The organism is Agromyces sp. Y575 (genome assembly GCF_059445445.1).
Genome location: NZ_JCAIUI010000004.1, coordinates 83,120 through 98,275, shown reverse-complemented (window position 1 = coordinate 98,275; position 15,156 = coordinate 83,120). Strand labels below are relative to the sequence as shown.

General features: G+C 68.4%; 13 protein-coding genes and 1 tRNA gene. 6 read left to right on the top strand and 8 right to left on the bottom strand.

Features of this window, described 5'->3' with window-relative positions:
• Positions 1-118: 118 nt before the first annotated feature.
• Both AC1C2U_RS16450 and AC1C2U_RS16445 read left to right on the top strand, forming a co-directional pair.
• Positions 119-1,159 (top strand): LLM class F420-dependent oxidoreductase, encoded by a 1,041-nt coding sequence (locus tag AC1C2U_RS16450; RefSeq protein ID WP_495362856.1) that lies wholly within the window; start codon positions 119-121, stop codon positions 1,157-1,159.
• 173 nt (positions 1,160-1,332) lie between these two features.
• Complete coding sequence (locus tag AC1C2U_RS16445; RefSeq protein ID WP_495362855.1) at positions 1,333-1,515, top strand: YegP family protein; 183 nt, start codon at positions 1,333-1,335, stop codon at positions 1,513-1,515.
• Positions 1,516-1,625: 110 nt separating this feature from the next.
• On the opposite strand, the gene AC1C2U_RS16440 is transcribed toward AC1C2U_RS16445, so the two are convergent.
• Positions 1,626-2,795, bottom strand: a complete 1,170-nt coding sequence (locus tag AC1C2U_RS16440; RefSeq protein WP_495362854.1) for a hypothetical protein — start codon at positions 2,793-2,795, stop codon at positions 1,626-1,628.
• Between the two features lie 141 nt (positions 2,796-2,936).
• Here AC1C2U_RS16440 and AC1C2U_RS16435 point away from each other — a divergent pair, with 141 nt between their 5' ends.
• Entirely contained in the window at positions 2,937-4,280 is a 1,344-nt protein-coding gene (locus AC1C2U_RS16435) for a sensor histidine kinase (RefSeq protein ID WP_495362853.1), read from the top strand.
• The gene (locus AC1C2U_RS16430; RefSeq protein ID WP_495362852.1) at positions 4,273-4,971 is read left to right on the top strand and encodes a response regulator; all 699 of its coding nucleotides are present in this window, start codon (positions 4,273-4,275) and stop codon (positions 4,969-4,971) included. The genes AC1C2U_RS16435 and AC1C2U_RS16430 overlap by 8 nt, the downstream gene beginning before the upstream one ends.
• Before the next feature lie 171 nt (positions 4,972-5,142).
• Here AC1C2U_RS16430 and AC1C2U_RS16425 read toward each other — a convergent pair.
• Positions 5,143-5,214 (bottom strand) — tRNA-Lys (locus tag AC1C2U_RS16425).
• Between the two features lie 328 nt (positions 5,215-5,542).
• Between AC1C2U_RS16425 and AC1C2U_RS16420 the strand changes: the two genes are divergently transcribed.
• Positions 5,543-6,181, top strand: coding sequence for a DNA-directed RNA polymerase subunit beta (locus AC1C2U_RS16420; protein WP_495362851.1), 639 nt, complete (start codon positions 5,543-5,545; stop codon positions 6,179-6,181).
• A 242-nt stretch (positions 6,182-6,423) separates the two neighbouring features.
• Positions 6,424-7,311, top strand: coding sequence for an aminodeoxychorismate lyase (locus tag AC1C2U_RS16415; RefSeq protein ID WP_495362850.1), 888 nt, complete (start codon positions 6,424-6,426; stop codon positions 7,309-7,311).
• A gap of 118 nt (positions 7,312-7,429) precedes the next feature.
• Here the strand turns inward: AC1C2U_RS16415 and pstB are convergent, their stop codons facing one another.
• From pstB to AC1C2U_RS16385, 6 genes are all read right to left on the bottom strand, one after another.
• On the bottom strand, positions 7,430-8,209 hold the full coding sequence (gene pstB / locus AC1C2U_RS16410) for a phosphate ABC transporter ATP-binding protein PstB (RefSeq protein WP_495353075.1): 780 nt from the start codon (positions 8,207-8,209) through the stop codon (positions 7,430-7,432).
• Positions 8,210-8,231: 22 nt separating this feature from the next.
• On the bottom strand, positions 8,232-9,326 hold the full coding sequence (gene pstA / locus AC1C2U_RS16405) for a phosphate ABC transporter permease PstA (protein ID WP_495362849.1): 1,095 nt from the start codon (positions 9,324-9,326) through the stop codon (positions 8,232-8,234).
• Complete coding sequence (gene pstC / locus AC1C2U_RS16400) at positions 9,326-10,261, bottom strand: phosphate ABC transporter permease subunit PstC (RefSeq protein ID WP_495362848.1); 936 nt, start codon at positions 10,259-10,261, stop codon at positions 9,326-9,328. The genes pstA and pstC overlap by 1 nt, the downstream gene beginning before the upstream one ends.
• Positions 10,262-10,351: 90 nt before the next feature.
• Positions 10,352-11,443, bottom strand: a complete 1,092-nt coding sequence (locus AC1C2U_RS16395) for a phosphate ABC transporter substrate-binding protein PstS (protein WP_495362847.1) — start codon at positions 11,441-11,443, stop codon at positions 10,352-10,354.
• A 552-nt stretch (positions 11,444-11,995) separates the two neighbouring features.
• Positions 11,996-12,931, bottom strand: a complete 936-nt coding sequence (locus tag AC1C2U_RS16390; protein WP_495362846.1) for an NUDIX hydrolase — start codon at positions 12,929-12,931, stop codon at positions 11,996-11,998.
• A complete protein-coding gene (locus AC1C2U_RS16385) occupies positions 12,928-15,120 on the bottom strand; it encodes an RNA degradosome polyphosphate kinase (RefSeq protein ID WP_495362845.1) in 2,193 nt (730 codons plus the stop codon). The genes AC1C2U_RS16390 and AC1C2U_RS16385 overlap by 4 nt, the downstream gene beginning before the upstream one ends.
• Positions 15,121-15,156: the final 36 nt, after the last annotated feature.

Genomic DNA, 15,156 nt, shown 5'->3' with positions numbered 1-15,156 from the left:
GTCGTCATCGCCACGTAGTCGACCTGCGACAACGGATGCCGCGTCGACGCGGCACCTCGGTTAGGGTCTGAGTGCCCGTGGCCGAACGGCCGGGCCCACCACACGATGAGGAGTTTGGATGCGCGTCGGCATGTTCCTGAATTACGCGGGCGGCTTCCGTGAGGTCGCCGACGAGGTCGTCGAGCTCGAACGAGCGGGCGTCGACCTCATCGCCGTGCCGGAGGCCTACTCGTTCGACGCGGTCAGCCAGCTCGGCTTCCTCGCCGCCCGCACGTCGACCATCACGCTCGCGTCCGGCATCCTGCAGCTCTACACCCGCACGCCCACGCTCACGGCGATGACCGCCGCCGGCCTCGACTACGTCTCCGACGGCCGGTTCGAGCTCGGCATCGGGGCATCCGGCCCGCAGGTCATCGAAGGATTCCACGGAGTGCCCTACGACGCGCCGCTCGGCCGCACACGCGAACTCGTCGAGATCTGCCGCATGGTGTGGCGCCGCGAGCCCGTCGTGCACGATGGGCGCCGCTACCGCATCCCGCTGCCCGAAGGCGAGGGCACCGGCCTCGGCAAACCGCTGAAGCTCATCAACCACCCGGTGCGCGAGCGCATCCCGATCACGATCGCCTCGCTCGGCCTCAAATCGGTCGAGCAGACGGCCGAGATCGCCGACGGTTGGCTGCCGATGTTCTTCCACCCCGAGCGTGCCGCCGGGGTGTGGGGCGACGCGCTCGCCGCGGGCACCGCCAAGCGTGGGCCCGAGCTCGCGCCGCTCGACATCTTCGCGAGCCCCGCGCTCGCGATCACCGACCACCCCGAGCAGGTGCTGCCGCTCGTCAAGCCCCAACTCGCGCTCTACGTGGGCGGCATGGGCACCCGGGGCAAGAACTTCTACAACGAGCTGATCTCGAACTACGGCTTCGAAGCCGAGGCGGCCCTGATCCAGAACCTGTATCTCGAGGGGCGCAAAGACGAGGCGATCGCCGCCGTGCCCGACGAGCTCGTGCGTGCCGTCTCGCTCATCGGTTCCGCTTCACACGTCGCAGAGCGAGTGGCCGCCTTCGCGGAGGCCGGCATCACGACTCTCGCCGTCACCCCGCTCGCCCGCACCTCGGCCGAGCGGGTCGCCCTGATGGCGGGCTTCCGAAACCTCGTGGCCTGAGGAGGCAGCTCGCGCGACATCCGCTCGCCTGCAGGTGGCCAACGGATGTCGCGTGCATGAACTCTCCCGTATGAACTCTCGCCTGCCTCTGGCGCGGTGCGCCGTTGCAGGTCTACCGTGAAACTGTGCACACGAAGACGTGGGCGCAAAGGGACACCTGGGGAGGAGCCGCCGTGGCGGGGACGTTCGAGCTCTACGAGGATGCGAGCGGGCAATTCAGGTTCCGACTGAAGGCCGGCAACGGTCAGACGATCGCGGCATCCGAGGCCTGCACGACGAAGGCGGCCGCGAAGAGCGGCATCGAGTCGGTGCGCACGAACGCGCCCGCTGCACCGATCGTCAACCAGGCCGAGTAGTTCGAGCGCCCGCCGAGGCGGTGCCAGGTACGAAAGCACGGTACGAATGCGTCTCGTCTGATGCGTGGCGTCGAGTCCGACCGCGTTCGAATGGATCGCCGTTCAAGTGCTCACCGGGCCAGTCGATCGGCGACCTGCTCGCGTGACCGCCAGGCCGCGTACGCCCAGACGGCGAGTGCGAGCGTCGGGCCCCAGTACCAGAGCGGCAGCACGAGCGACACGACGAGTGCGTCCATCGGCCCGCTCGGGTTTCCGACGCTGGTCACGAGCATCGGACCGGCTGCGATGCAGAGCAGGCCTGCTGCAGTGAAGCCGGGCACGGCAGCCGCGAGTACCGGCACCGGGCGGCCGCCGACCCGCGGCATCCACGTCGGGAAGACGCGGCCCCACGGCAGGATGAGCCCGAGTGTGAGGATGCTCGCGGCGGCCGCACCCGATCCGATCATGAGGCCGGTGGCGAGCATTGCGGACGGGAGGTCCGTGGACGGCGAGAACAACGGCCACGGGGTGAGCCAGCTCACTCGCGCGATCGCGTAGGGCAGCGGGCCGAGTGCCGCGAGGATCGTGAGCGTCCGGCGATGACGTACGAGCCAGCCCTCGAATCGACGACCGGCCGGTGCGGCGCGGATGGCGATGACGGCCACCACAGTCCAGCCGGCGGTCGCAGCCACCGACACGATGACCACCAGGAGGCCGGGAAGGTCGGCCGCGAGGGCACCGGAGAAGCCCACTGCGAACTCGGCGATGCCGTCGAGTGTGAGGCCGGCGAGCCAGACGGATGCCGCGACGATCGCGATGAGACCGGCGAGCAACGCGAATCCGAGCCGGGGAGCCCGCACGAGCATCACGGCGATCGTGACGACTCCGGCGACGACCGACGCCAGACCGAAGAGGTATCCGGCGTACGCGATGACCGCCATGCTCCCGAGGGAGAAGCCGAGCGTCACGGCGATCGCCGCAGCTCCGCTGCCGATCAGGCGAGGGTGCGCCGCCATCGCCCCTCGCCGGAGCGCCGCCACCGTCAGCAGCACCCCGGCACCGCCCGCGACGACGGCGATCACGGCGACGGGCGTCGCCCCGAGCAGTGCGCTCGCGAGGCTCAGCATGTCGTCGGCGGCGAACGGGTTCAGCGCAGGCGCGAACAGCCAGACCAGTCCGAGACCGGCGATGCCGGTGGAGCCGATGAGGGCGACCACGACCAGTGCTCGCACCCGGCGGGCGTCGGCGGGTGGCAGAGCGGATCTCGTCACAGCAGACGCGGTTCGTGCAGTGTCGGTCATGTCGGGCTTCTCCTCGGAACGGTGCGATGGTTGCGCCGCGGACTCGCGGTCACCGGCCGATCGTCGCAGCGCCCGCGAACCGCCGCCTCACCCGGACGGGTGAGGCGCCCGGCATCGGCCGCCGGTAGCGTGGGTCGCGAAATGGATGCCGCGTCAGATCCCTCAGCGCCGGAGTCGAAGCCGGCCCGCGCGTCCGCATCGCCTGCGCCGACGCTTGCGGACTGGGCATGGGCAGCGGCCGGCGCTGCGGCACTGCTCCCCATCACGATCGTCGAACTCGCACGCACGGTGCGCACCCCGCAGGGAGTTCCCTGGGCGGTCGTCGTCGTCGCGCTCTACCTCGTGCTCCACCTCACGGTGGCGCTGCGTCGCAGGTCGCCGCGCGGCACGCTCGTCGTGGCATCCGTCGCCATGCTGGGGCTCACCGCCGCGAGCCTGCCGGGTGCGCCGACCGTCGCGGTGCTGCTGCCCAGCAGTCTCGTCTATCTGGTGCTCGTCTTCACCGCCGCCGCGAGCGACGACCGGTGGGCAGACCGCCTCGCGCTCGTCTTCGGCATCGCGGGCGCCGCGATGATGACCGTGGTGGCGATCGCGCACGGCTCTCTGACGGCTTCCGCAGTGGAACCCGAACCCGGCGCGTTGATCGCCCTCGCGGGTTTCCTCGTCGCGTCGATCGGCGCCGCGTGGGCGCTCGGGCGGTATCGGCGCGAGTCACGCCGCAAGCGTGCCGCGCAGGAACTCGGGCGAGCGCAGGCCGCCGAACTCGTCGTGCAGCGCGAGCGCGAGGCGATCGCCGATGAGCGTCGCCGCATCGGCCGAGAGCTGCACGACGTCATCTCGCATTCCCTCGCGGTCATGGTCGCCCAGGCCGAGGCGGCACGCGTGCTCCAGAGCCGTGCCGAAGGCACCGCTGACGGCACAGCCGACCCGCGAGCGCGCGTCGCGATCGAACAGGTCGTCGCCACCGGGCGCGCCGCCATGAACGACATGCGGGGACTCCTCACGGTGCTCGCCGAGCCCGCGCCCGGCGGCGACCGCATCGTCGATCCAGCGCCACGCGTACCGAGCCCCGGCCTCGCCGATCTCGCCGATCTCGCCCTGCGCGCATCCGGCCCCGAACGAATCGTCGACCTCACATCGACGGGTGAGCCCGGAGCCGTCAGCCCCGGCACCGCGCTCACCGCGTACCGGGTCGCGCAGGAGTCGCTCACGAACACGCTGAAGCACACGCGTCCTCCTACTCGCAGCGAGGTGCGGCTCGACTGGACGGCCGACGCGCTCGTGATGACCGTCTCAGACGACGGTGCCGCGGCGGAAGGACGTCAGCCGGGAGTCGGGCGCGGCGTCCGGGGGATGCGCGACCGCGTGGAGCAGGCCGGCGGCCGCCTCGAGAGCGGCCCTCGCGATGGCGTCGACGGTTGGCAGACCCGCGCGATCCTGCCGTTCCAGCCGTACCTCACCGACCGGGAGCCGCAGGATGGCTGACGCCTCCGACACCTCACAGCTCGGCGGCGGCGCCGTCGCATCCGATCGCACCCGAGTTGCGGTCGCCGATGATCAAGAGCTCATCCGGTCAGCCGTCGCGGTCATGATCGAAGCACAGGCCGACCTCGAGCTCGTCGCCGAGGCATCCGACGGGGCCGAACTCCTGTCGGCGGCGCGGGCCCATCGCCTCGATGTCGTGCTGATGGACATCCGGATGCCGCGACTCGACGGCATCGAGGCCACTCGCCGGCTCGTGCTCGAGCACCCGCGCACTCGCGTACTCGTGCTGACCACGTACGACCTCGACGAATATGTGTTCGCTGCGGTGCGTGCCGGCGCCAGCGGCTTCCTGACGAAGGACGCTTCGAGCGAGGAGTTGACCGCGGCGATCCGCGCCGTGCACCGCGGCGATGCCGTGCTCGCCCCACGCGCGACGGCGAGCATCGTCGACTTCGTCGCTCGAGCGCCGCAGCCCCAAGACGCCGAATCGCTCCTCGCACCCCTCACGGCTCGCGAGCGCGACGTGCTGCACGAACTGCTGACGGGCGCCGCCAACGATGCGATCGCCGAGCGGCTCTACATGACCGTCAACACCGCGAAGACCCACATCGCCTCGATCCTCGCGAAGCTCGGGCTGCCCGACCGCGTGCACGTCGTGATCTGGGCGTACGAGCACGGGCTCGCGCGGTGATCGCGGCGAGTTCGTGACGGCTGTCGGTGGTTCTGCACTTCGCGCGAATGTCGGTCGAGGCCGAGAGCCTCGCCCCGACGGCCCATTTCGAGGAAGGTGAAACGTGACGCTCCGTGCGAACAGATCCGTCCGTTGGGACGGACCTGTTCAGTCGAGTCATGCGTTGAGAAGTGCCCCCGGAGAATTACGATATCTCGACCCACGGATTAAAAGTCCGTTGCTCTGCCTCTGAGCTACGGGGGCGCGACCGATGACCGACAAGCGATGCACGGGCTGCAAGCAGTCTAAACCACTCACGGAGTTCAACATTCGGCGCGACTCGCGTGACGGCCTGCAGAACGTCTGCCGTGGTTGCAATGAAGCTCGCACACGACGGCTATTCGCTGGCCCGTGTCATGTCCGAGATCGCGAAGTGTGATGTCCGATGTCGAAACTGTCATGCAAGGGCCACGTACGCACGCCAGGGCACCACATGGCGCACGAACTTCGTCGACCCGGGCAGGGCGGTCTGAGTCCGTCGATCTTCTCGACCCCGGGCGGCGCTCGGCTCGTGCGAGTAATGTGTGCGGCAATGCCTTCCGACTTCCATCGCCCTACTCGTTTCCCATCCGGCAAGTTCGAGGGATTCCTCGGCGCCGAAGACCCTGCACAGATCAGCCGCGTCGCGCATGACACCGCGGCGGCGTTGCTCGCGAGAGTGCGCGCGGACCCCGATCCTGAGGTCGTCGCCCGCCTCGTGACGTACACCGACGAACACGGCATCGATGCGATCGCCGAGCTCTGGGCGCCGGCATCGCCGAAGAGCCTGCCCGGCGCGCTGTGGCGCGTCTACCTGCTGCGCACGCTGATCCGCCAGGATCCGCACGGACTGAGCCTCGCATTCCAGCGAGGCACCGAGGTCTCGCACACGATCGACCAGGTCGTCGCCGGCGCGGCCATCCCCGCCGGCCCAGATGAGGTCCGCGAGCTCGCCGACCGCATCCTGCACGGACTCTTCACGGGCGACTTCGCCGTCGCCCTCGACCGCGCATCCGCATTCGCGCGAGTCACGGCGGCGGGCATGGCGAGCCTCGCCGACGACGCCGATGAAACCGACGCTGCGAACCCCGCCCGCTCCGGCGAACTCACGAAGCGTGCGCTCCGCTTGACGCAACTCGCCGAGGAGCTCACCTCGTGCGCGCGACTCTGGCGCACCGACTCGCTCGACTGATCGCCACGGGCTGGGGAATGAAGTGGCACCCGACCTCGTTTAGACTTGACGAGGCCGGCCGCAGTAACCCCGGGCTCCAATATTCGCCGCTCCGAGCGGCCTCGCGCCGAGAGGCGTTCTGCGGCCGGCCTTCATCGTCCCAGCGCTTCGCCAGATACAGCGCCGCGTGCGCTGCCGGTAAACCACGGCGAGCGGATGCTCCGGAGCCGTTCGTGCACGCGGCATCCGCGTAGCATCGGAGCATGCCCGCGACCGTCACGCTACTCATCGAACCCGTGCCCGCCGACGCCGGCGCGACGGACTTCGCGTCGACGCTCCGGGAAGTCGACGCCGCGGCCCCGGCGCTCCGCGTCGGCGAGCTGTCGACGCAGCGCGGCGACGGCGTCTTCGAGACGATCGCTGTGATCGACGGCCACGCCCAGGAGGCGGGCCCGCACCTCGAACGCCTGCGCAATTCGGCGCTCATCTGCGAACTGCCTGAGCCGAACCTGCCGCAGTGGCGCGCCGCCATCGATCGCGCGGTCGGAAGCCTGCCGACCGTCGGTCAATGGTCGCTGAAGCTCGTACTGAGCCGCGGCGTCGAGCACGGGCCCGCTCCGACCGCCTGGCTGCACGCGGCGCCGGCCGCGGACTTCAGCGAGTTGCGCGAGCGCGGGGTCGCCGTCGTCACACTCGATCGCGGGTATGCGCACGACGCCGCCGAACAGGCACCGTGGCTGCTGCTCGGGGCGAAGACCCTGAGCTACGCGACGAACATGGCCGCGCTTCGCGAGGCACGCCGCCGCGGGGCCGACGACACGATCTTCGTCTCCTCGGACGGGTTCGTCATGGAGGGCCCGACCTCGAGCGTGATCCTCCGGCACGGTGAGGTGTACTCGACGCCGGCGCCGTCGGGCGCGATCCTGCATGGCACCACGCAGCAGAGCCTCTTCGAGCACCTCGCCGCGACGGGTCGGGCGACGCAGTACCGAGACATCCCGATCGCCGAGCTCGCTGCGGCCGACGCGCTCTGGCTCGTGTCGAGTGTGCGGCTCGCCGTCGGAGTGACCCGACTCAACGGGGCATCCGTCGCCTACGATGCCGACGAGACCAGGGCGTTCAACGCCTACCTGCTCTCGCCTCGCGACTGAACTGCAGCGGGCCACCGCTCCAAGAACGCAGTGCCCCAAACAGGACGACACGCCGACTCGGCCGAGAACAGACGCGAGTGGTGTGGATGTCGCGTCGCGTCCTGTGCTCGGACGAAGCTCAGCCGAAGCGGCCCGAGACGTAGTCCTCGGTCGCCTGTACTGACGGGTTCGAGAAGATCGTCGTGGTGTCGTCGTACTCGATGAGGTTTCCCGGCTTACCGGTGCCGGCGATGTTGAAGAACGCGGTCCGGTCGCTGACGCGCGAGGCCTGTTGCATGTTGTGCGTCACGATCACGATCGTGTACTGCTGCTTCAGCTCCTCGATGAGGTCTTCGATCGCGAGGGTCGAGATGGGGTCGAGTGCCGAGCACGGCTCGTCCATGAGGATCACCTCGGGGGAGACGGCGATCGCGCGGGCGATGCAGAGACGCTGCTGCTGGCCACCCGACAGGCCAGAGCCGGGGCGGTCGAGGCGGTCCTTCACTTCGTTCCAGAGGTTCGCGCCGCGGAGCGACTTCTCGACGAGCTCGTCGGCGTCGGACTTCGAGATGCGCTTGTTGTTCAGCTTCACGCCCGCGAGCACGTTCTCTTTGATCGACATCGTCGGGAACGGGTTCGGCCGCTGGAACACCATGCCCACCTGGCGACGCACGAGCACCGGGTCGACGTCGGGGTCGTAGAGGTTGTTGCCGTCGATGAGCACTTCGCCCTCGACGCGCGCGCCGGGGATGACCTCGTGCATGCGGTTCAGGGTGCGGAGGAAGGTCGACTTGCCGCAACCCGACGGGCCGATGAACGCCGTGACGCTGCGGGGCTCGATCGAGAGGGTCACGCCTTCGACGGCGAGGAACTTCGAGTAGTAGACGTTGAGGTCGCGGACCTCGATGCGCTTGGACACGGGTTTCCTTTGCTTGCGGGTCTCAGCGGCCGAACTTCGGCGCGAAGAATCGGGCGACGAGCCTCGCGATGAGGTTCAGCGCCATGACGATGAGGATGAGGGTGAGCGCGGCAGCCCAGGCGCGGTCGATGAACGCCTCGGCCGGGTTGCCCTGGTTCATGTACTGCGTGTAGACGTACACGGGCAGCGACTGCATGCGGCCGTCGAAGAGGTTGTAGTTCACGCTGGCGGTGAATCCCGCGGCGATCAGCAGCGGTGCGGTCTCGCCGATGACGCGGGCGATCGAGAGCATGACGCCCGTCGTGATGCCGGCGATCGAAGTCGGCAGCACGACCTTGACGACCGTCAGCCACTTCGGCACGCCGAGGGCGAGGGCCGCCTCGCGGAGCTCGTTCGGCACGAGCTTGAGCATCTCTTCGCTCGAGCGCACGACAACGGGGATCATGAGCAGCGACAGGGCGACGGCGCCGGCGATGCCGGTGCGCGTGCCCGGGCCGAGGAAGATCGCGAAGAGCGAGTAGGCGAAGAGCCCGGCCACGATCGAGGGGATGCCGGTCATGACGTCGACGAGGAAGGTGATGCCGCGGGCGAGCTTGCCCCGACCGTACTCGACGAGGTAGATCGAGGTCATGAGCCCGATCGGGATCGAGATGATCGCCGCTGCGCCGGTGATGAACAGCGTGCCGATGATCGCGTGCAGCGCCCCGCCGCCCTCGCCGGTGACGTTGCGCATCGACATCGAGAAGAAGTCGGCATCGAATCGGGCGGCGCCGAGACTCACGACCGTGATCGCGAGTGAGACGAGCGGGATCATCGCGAGCAGGAACGCGCCCGTCACGAGTGCCGTGACCAGTCGGTCCATCGCACGGCGCCGACCCTCGACGAGGCTCGAGAACAACCAGATCGAGGGGATGTAGAGCAGTGCGCCGATGAAGAGTGCGCCGCCCCAGTTGTAGCCGGCCCCCGTTCCCACGGCGACGACACCGAAGATCGCGGCGGCGACGGCGATCGCGGCGACGAGGATCGTCCACGGCGCCGACTTCGGGAGCCGGCCCGCGGTGAGCGAATTGGCGATCGGCGTGCCGGACTCGGGAGCTCGAGTGGTCTGGATGGTCATCAGTTCGCTCCCGAGAATTCCTTGCGGCGGCTGACGATCCAGCGCGCGAACGCGTTGACCGCGAAAGTCACGATGAAGAGGATGAGACCCGTTGCGATCAGCACATTGACGTTGAGGCCGTACGCCTCGGGAAAGCTCAGTGCGATGTTCGCGGCGGTCGTGTTGGGGTTGACCGAGGTGATCAACTGGAAGGTGATGACGGGCGATGCGGAGAGCACCATCGCGACGGCCATCGTCTCGCCGAGGGCGCGCCCGAGGCCGAGCACCGATGCTGAGATGATGCCGGGGCGTCCGAAGGGCAGCACCGCGGTGCGGATCATCTCCCAGCGGGTGGCGCCGAGCGCGAGGGCCGCCTCTTCGTGCAGCACCGGAGTCTGCAGGAAGACCTCGCGGCAGATGGCGGTCATGATCGGCAGCACCATCACGGCGAGCACGAGGGCGGCCGTGAGGATCGTGCGGCCGGTGGCAGACGGCGTGCCGCTGAAGAGGGGGATCCAGCCGAGGTTCGCATTCAGCCAGGCGTATGCCGAGACGAGGGCCGGTGCGAAGACGCCGATGCCCCAGAGGCCGAAGACGACCGACGGCACCGCGGCCAGCAAGTCGACGATATAACCGAGCACTGAGGCGAGCCGTCGCGGCGCGTAGTGGGAGATGAAGAGCGCGATGCCGATCGAGACGGGCAACGCGACGATGAGCGCCAGCGCTGCCGCCCAGACGGTGCCGAAGAGCAGCGGGCCGACGTACGCCCAGAAGTTCGTCGTGAGGATGGAAGCTTCTTCGCTGGTCGCCGCCATCGCAGGCAGGCTCTGCACGATCAGGAAGATCGCCACAGCCGCGAGCGTCACGAGGATCATCGAGCCTGCGAACACCGCCGAGCGGGAGAAGACGAGGTCTCCGACGCGGAGCTTCGCCTTGATCGGGGCCGTTACGGACATCTGATGCGATCCTCGGATCTCAAGGGAGGGATTCTGGGTGACGATCATGCCCGACCCCGTCGCGAGCGATCGGGGTCGGGCACGAACCTACTACTTGATCGAGTCGATCGCAGCCGTCACCTTCTCGCGGAGCGTGTCCGAGATCGGCGCGGAGCCCGCGTCGGTCGCGGCGACTTCCTGGCCCTCGGGGCTCGCGATGTACGACAGGTAGCCCTTGACGAGCTCGACGTTCGCCGGGTCCTCGTACTGGCCGCACGCGATGAGGTAGCTCACGAGCACGATCGGGTAGACGCCGGCCTCTTCCGAGGTGCGGTCGATCTCGATGGCGAGGTCGCCATCGGCGCGGCCCTCGGCGAACGGCGAAGCGTCGACGATGGCGGCAGCTGCCTCGGGGGAGTACGGCACGAACTCGTCGCCGACCTTGATCGAGACTGTGCCGAGGTCACCGGCGCGCGAGGCGTCGGCGTAGCCGATGGTGCCGTTGCCGCCGGTCACGGCGTCGACGAGGCCCGAGGTGCCCTGAGCGGCTTCGCCGCCTTCGATCGGCCAGACTCCGTCAGCTTCCCAGGTCCAGACGTCGGATGCCGCGGCGCCGAGGTACTCGGTGAAGTTCTCGGTCGTGCCGGAATCGTCCGAGCGGTGCACGGGCGTGATGGCGAGGTCGGGGAGCGTCGCGTCGGGGTTCGTCGCGGCGATCGCCGGGTCGTTCCAGTTGGTGATCGTGCCGGCGAAGATGCCCGCGACGGTCGCCGCGTCGAGGTCGAGCGAGTCGACGCCCTCGACGTTGAAGATCACGGCGATCGGCGAGATGTAGAGCGGAAGCTCGACGATGGTCGAGTCGGGCGCGCACTTCTTGAAGCCGCCGGCGGCGATCTCCTCGTCGTTGAACGCCCGGTCGGAGCCGGCGAAGTCGCTGGCACCCTCGAGGAAGGTCTCACGACCTGCACCCGAACCGGAGGGATCGTAGTCGATGGTGACGTCGGGGTTCGCGGTCTGGAAGCCGGCGATCCACGACTGCTGAGCGGCATCCTGCGAGGAGGCGCCCGCGCCGACGAGGTTGCCCGAGAGCGTCGATGCCGAGTCAGACGACGCTCCGCCGCCTTCGTTCGAGGCACAGGAGCTGAGCGCGATCGCCGCCGTGACGGCGACGACAGCGGGCACGCCGAAACGCTTGAGGTTCACGTGAATTCCCTTCCGGGGTTCGATTGCAGGTTTGTGGGCCGGTGCCGACCCGCCTGCGACGCTAATGAGCGCGCCTTACGAGCTTCCGCTACGACGGTAAACAGCAGGTGAACGACCGCTGTCGATGCGGATGTCGCGGCCGGTGTATCGAGTTGAACCCTCCCGCGGGTTGAGGAGGCGCGCCAGCGCCGTCTCGGGTAACTCCCGCGGGTTGAGGAGGCGCGCCAGCGCCGTCTCGAACCCCCGATCGGGTAGCTCCCGCGGGTTGAGGAGGCGCGCCAGCGCCGTCTCGAACCCTCCGAATCGGACAACTCCCGCGGGTTGAGGAGGCGCGCCAGCGCCGTCTCGAAACCTCCGAATCGGACAACTCCCGCGGGTTGAGGAGGCGCGTCAGCGCCGTCTCGAAACCTCCGAATCGGACAACTCCCGTGGGTTGAGGAGGCGCGTCAGCGCCGTCTCGAAACCTCCGAATCGGACAACTCCCGCGGGTTGAGGAGGCGCGGGAGTTACCCGAGACGGCGCTGGCGCGCCTCCTCAACCCACGAGAGCGCGTCACGCCCGCGGTGCGTGCGTCTCGATCGCGATGATGCCCGAGCCGGGGCTCGTGGCCGAGAGGTGCACGACACTGAACGCGCCTGCCTCGAGCCCAGCGGCATCCGTGACGTAGGTACCCAGAGGAGTGCCGGTGGCGAGGGCCACCTCGCGCATGATCTCGGGAAGCACCGGGGCGTGGCTGCAGATGATCGCGCTCTTGCCGGCCCGCACCCGTTTGCCGACGACGTGGCGTACGTCGGCGCCGCCGGACTCCCACGCGTCTTGGCTGATGGCCGCATCGCGCTTGATCTCGATGCCGGTCGCGGCGGCGAGCGGCGTCACCGTCGTCACGCACCGCACGGCCGGGCTCGACACGATGCGTTTCGGCGCCCACGCGCCGAGCGTCGCCACGAGCCCTGCCGCCTGCTTGACGCCTCGCTCGGTGAGCGGCCTCGCGGCGTCGGCTCCCTTCCAGCCCGACCGGCCGACAGCCTTGCCGTGGCGCACGAGTGCGAGTGAGAACGTCGAAGTGACGCCCTGGTCGAGCAGCTTCGCGAAGGCGTCGAGGATCTCGACATCGGGCTTGTAGCTGAGGTATCCCCGAGCCCGCTTGATCGTGACCCATTCGAGCGCGGCGACCTCGGCGTTCGGCTTGAACGTCGAGCGTTGCACGGCCCGTTCGCTCACTTCAGCGGCCCAGTAGTGCACGATCTTCTCGCGCTTGCTCGGCAACGGATAGCGCGAGATCCCGAGCGGGACCCCGAGTGCGACCTCGAGCCCGGTCTCTTCCGCGACCTCGCGCACCGCGGTCTGCGGCAACGATTCGCCGGGGTCGACCTTGCCCTTGGGGATCGTCACGTCACCGTAGGCGGTGCGGTGGATGACCAGCACGTGCATCTTGCCGTCGATGACTCGCCAACAGACGGCGCCCGCGGCGTAGACCGCCGTCGTCACCGCCTCGGTCCCGAGCGAGGGCGCTGGCCCGAACGAGTGCGCTGACCGATCTGCTGCATGAGCCTATTCTGCATGTCATCGAGCGGATGCCCCGCAGCATCCACCGATTGCCTCGTCCATTCGCCCGAGCCGTCGAGCCACCACGCGCTCGTCGTCTCGGCCATCGCGAGGTCGAACAGCGAGTCGATCTCAGCGAGGTGGGCGGGATCGGTGAGCCGCACGAGTGCTTCGACTCTGCGGTCGAGATTTCGGTGCATCATGTCGGCTGAGCCGATGTAGACCTGCGGGTCGCCGTCGTTGAGGAATGAGAAGATGCGCGAGTGCTCGAGGTAGCGGCCGAGCACAGAACGCACGCGGATGTTCTCGCTGAGCCCCGGGATGCCTGGCCGAAGACTGCAGATGCCGCGCACCAACACGTCGACGGATACTCCCGCATTCGACGCGCGGTAGAGCGCGTCGATGATCGCCTCGTCGACGATCGAGTTCATCTTGATGCGGATGCCGCTGGGACGACCGGCCTCGGCATTGCTGATCTCGCCGGCGATGAGCTTGAGCAGTCCCTTGCGCAGGTGCAGGGGCGCGACGAGCAGCCGTTTGAACTTCTTCTCGATGGCGTAGCCGGAGAGCTCGTTGAAGAGCCGGGTGAGGTCTTTGCCGACCTGGTCGTCGGCGGTGAGAAGGCCGAGATCTTCGTAGATACGGCTCGTCTTGGGGTTGTAGTTGCCGGTGCCGATGTGACTGTAGTGGCGAAGCACGCCCTTCTCCTGGCGGATGACGAGCGCCAGCTTGCAGTGCGTCTTCAAGCCGACGAGGCCGTAGACGACGTGCACGCCGGCCTTCTCGAGCTTTCGCGCCCACGAGATGTTCGCCTGCTCGTCGAAGCGGGCCTTGATCTCGACGAGGGCGAGCACCTGCTTGCCGGACTCGGCAGCGTCGATGAGTGCTTCGACGATGGGGCTGTCGCCCGAGGTGCGGTAGAGCGTCTGCTTGATGGCGAGCACGTCGGGGTCGGCGGCTGCCTGCTCGAGGAACGCCTGCACGCTCGTGGCGAACGATTCGTAGGGGTGGTGCAGCAGCACATCTTGTCGGGACACGGCGGCGAAGACGTCTGCCCGAAGGTTCGACTCGCTCGGCTGCAGTTGCAGCGCGGTGGTCGGCACGTGGGTGGGGTAGTGCAGCTCGGGCCTGTCGAGGCGCGAGAGGTCGAAGAGACCGCCGAGGTCGAGCGGCGCGGGAAGGCGGAACACCTCCTGCTCCGTCACGTCGAGCTCGCGCACGAGGAGCCCGAGGGTCACGTCATCCATGTCGTCGGTGATCTCGAGCCGGATCGGTGGACCGAACCGGCGGCGCAGCAATTCTTTCTCGAGTGCTTTGATGAGATTCTCGGTCTCGTCTTCTTCGATCTCGACGTCTTCGTTGCGGGTGACGCGGAACACGTGGTGCTCGACGATCTCCATGCCGGGGAAGAGGTCGCCGAGATGGTTGGCGATGAGGTCTTCGAGGGTGACGTAGCGGGCGTCTTCGATCGATTCGCCCGGATCGACGCGCACGAAGCGCGGCAGCATCTGCGGCACCTTGACGCGCGCGAACTCCTGCCGCCCGGTGCGACTGTTGCGCACGCGAACCGAGAGGTTCAGCGAGAGCCCTGAGATGTAGGGGAAGGGATGCGCCGGGTCGACCGCCAGGGGCATGAGCACGGGGAAGATCTGCTTGGAGAAGTACTCGCGGAGGTGTGCGTGCTCTTCATCGCCGAGCTCGGCCCACGTGATGATTCGGATGCCGGACTCCGCGAGCGCGGGCTTGACGAGCTCCTGGTAGGCGGCGGCGTGCCGCTCCTGCAGCACATGCGCCTTCTTGGAGATGTCGCTGAGCACGTCGAGTGGCGATCGCCCGACATTCGACGGCACGGCCAGACCGGTCACGATACGGCGCTTCAGGCCGGCGACCCGAACCATGAAGAACTCGTCGAGGTTCGAGGCGAAGATCGCGAGGAAGTTCGCTCGTTCGAGCACGGGCACCCTCGGGTCTTCTCCGAGCTCGAGCACGCGCTGGTTGAAGGCGAGCCAGCTGAGTTCGCGGTCGAGGTAGCGCTCGGGCGCGAGTTCGGGTGCGCCTTCGAGGTCGAACGGCTCGAAGTCGTCGTCGAAGTCACTCGACGTGCGGTCGTCGAGGATGCTGTCGGCGGTCATCCCTTCATCATGCCACTGGCCTGTGGCCGGCAGATG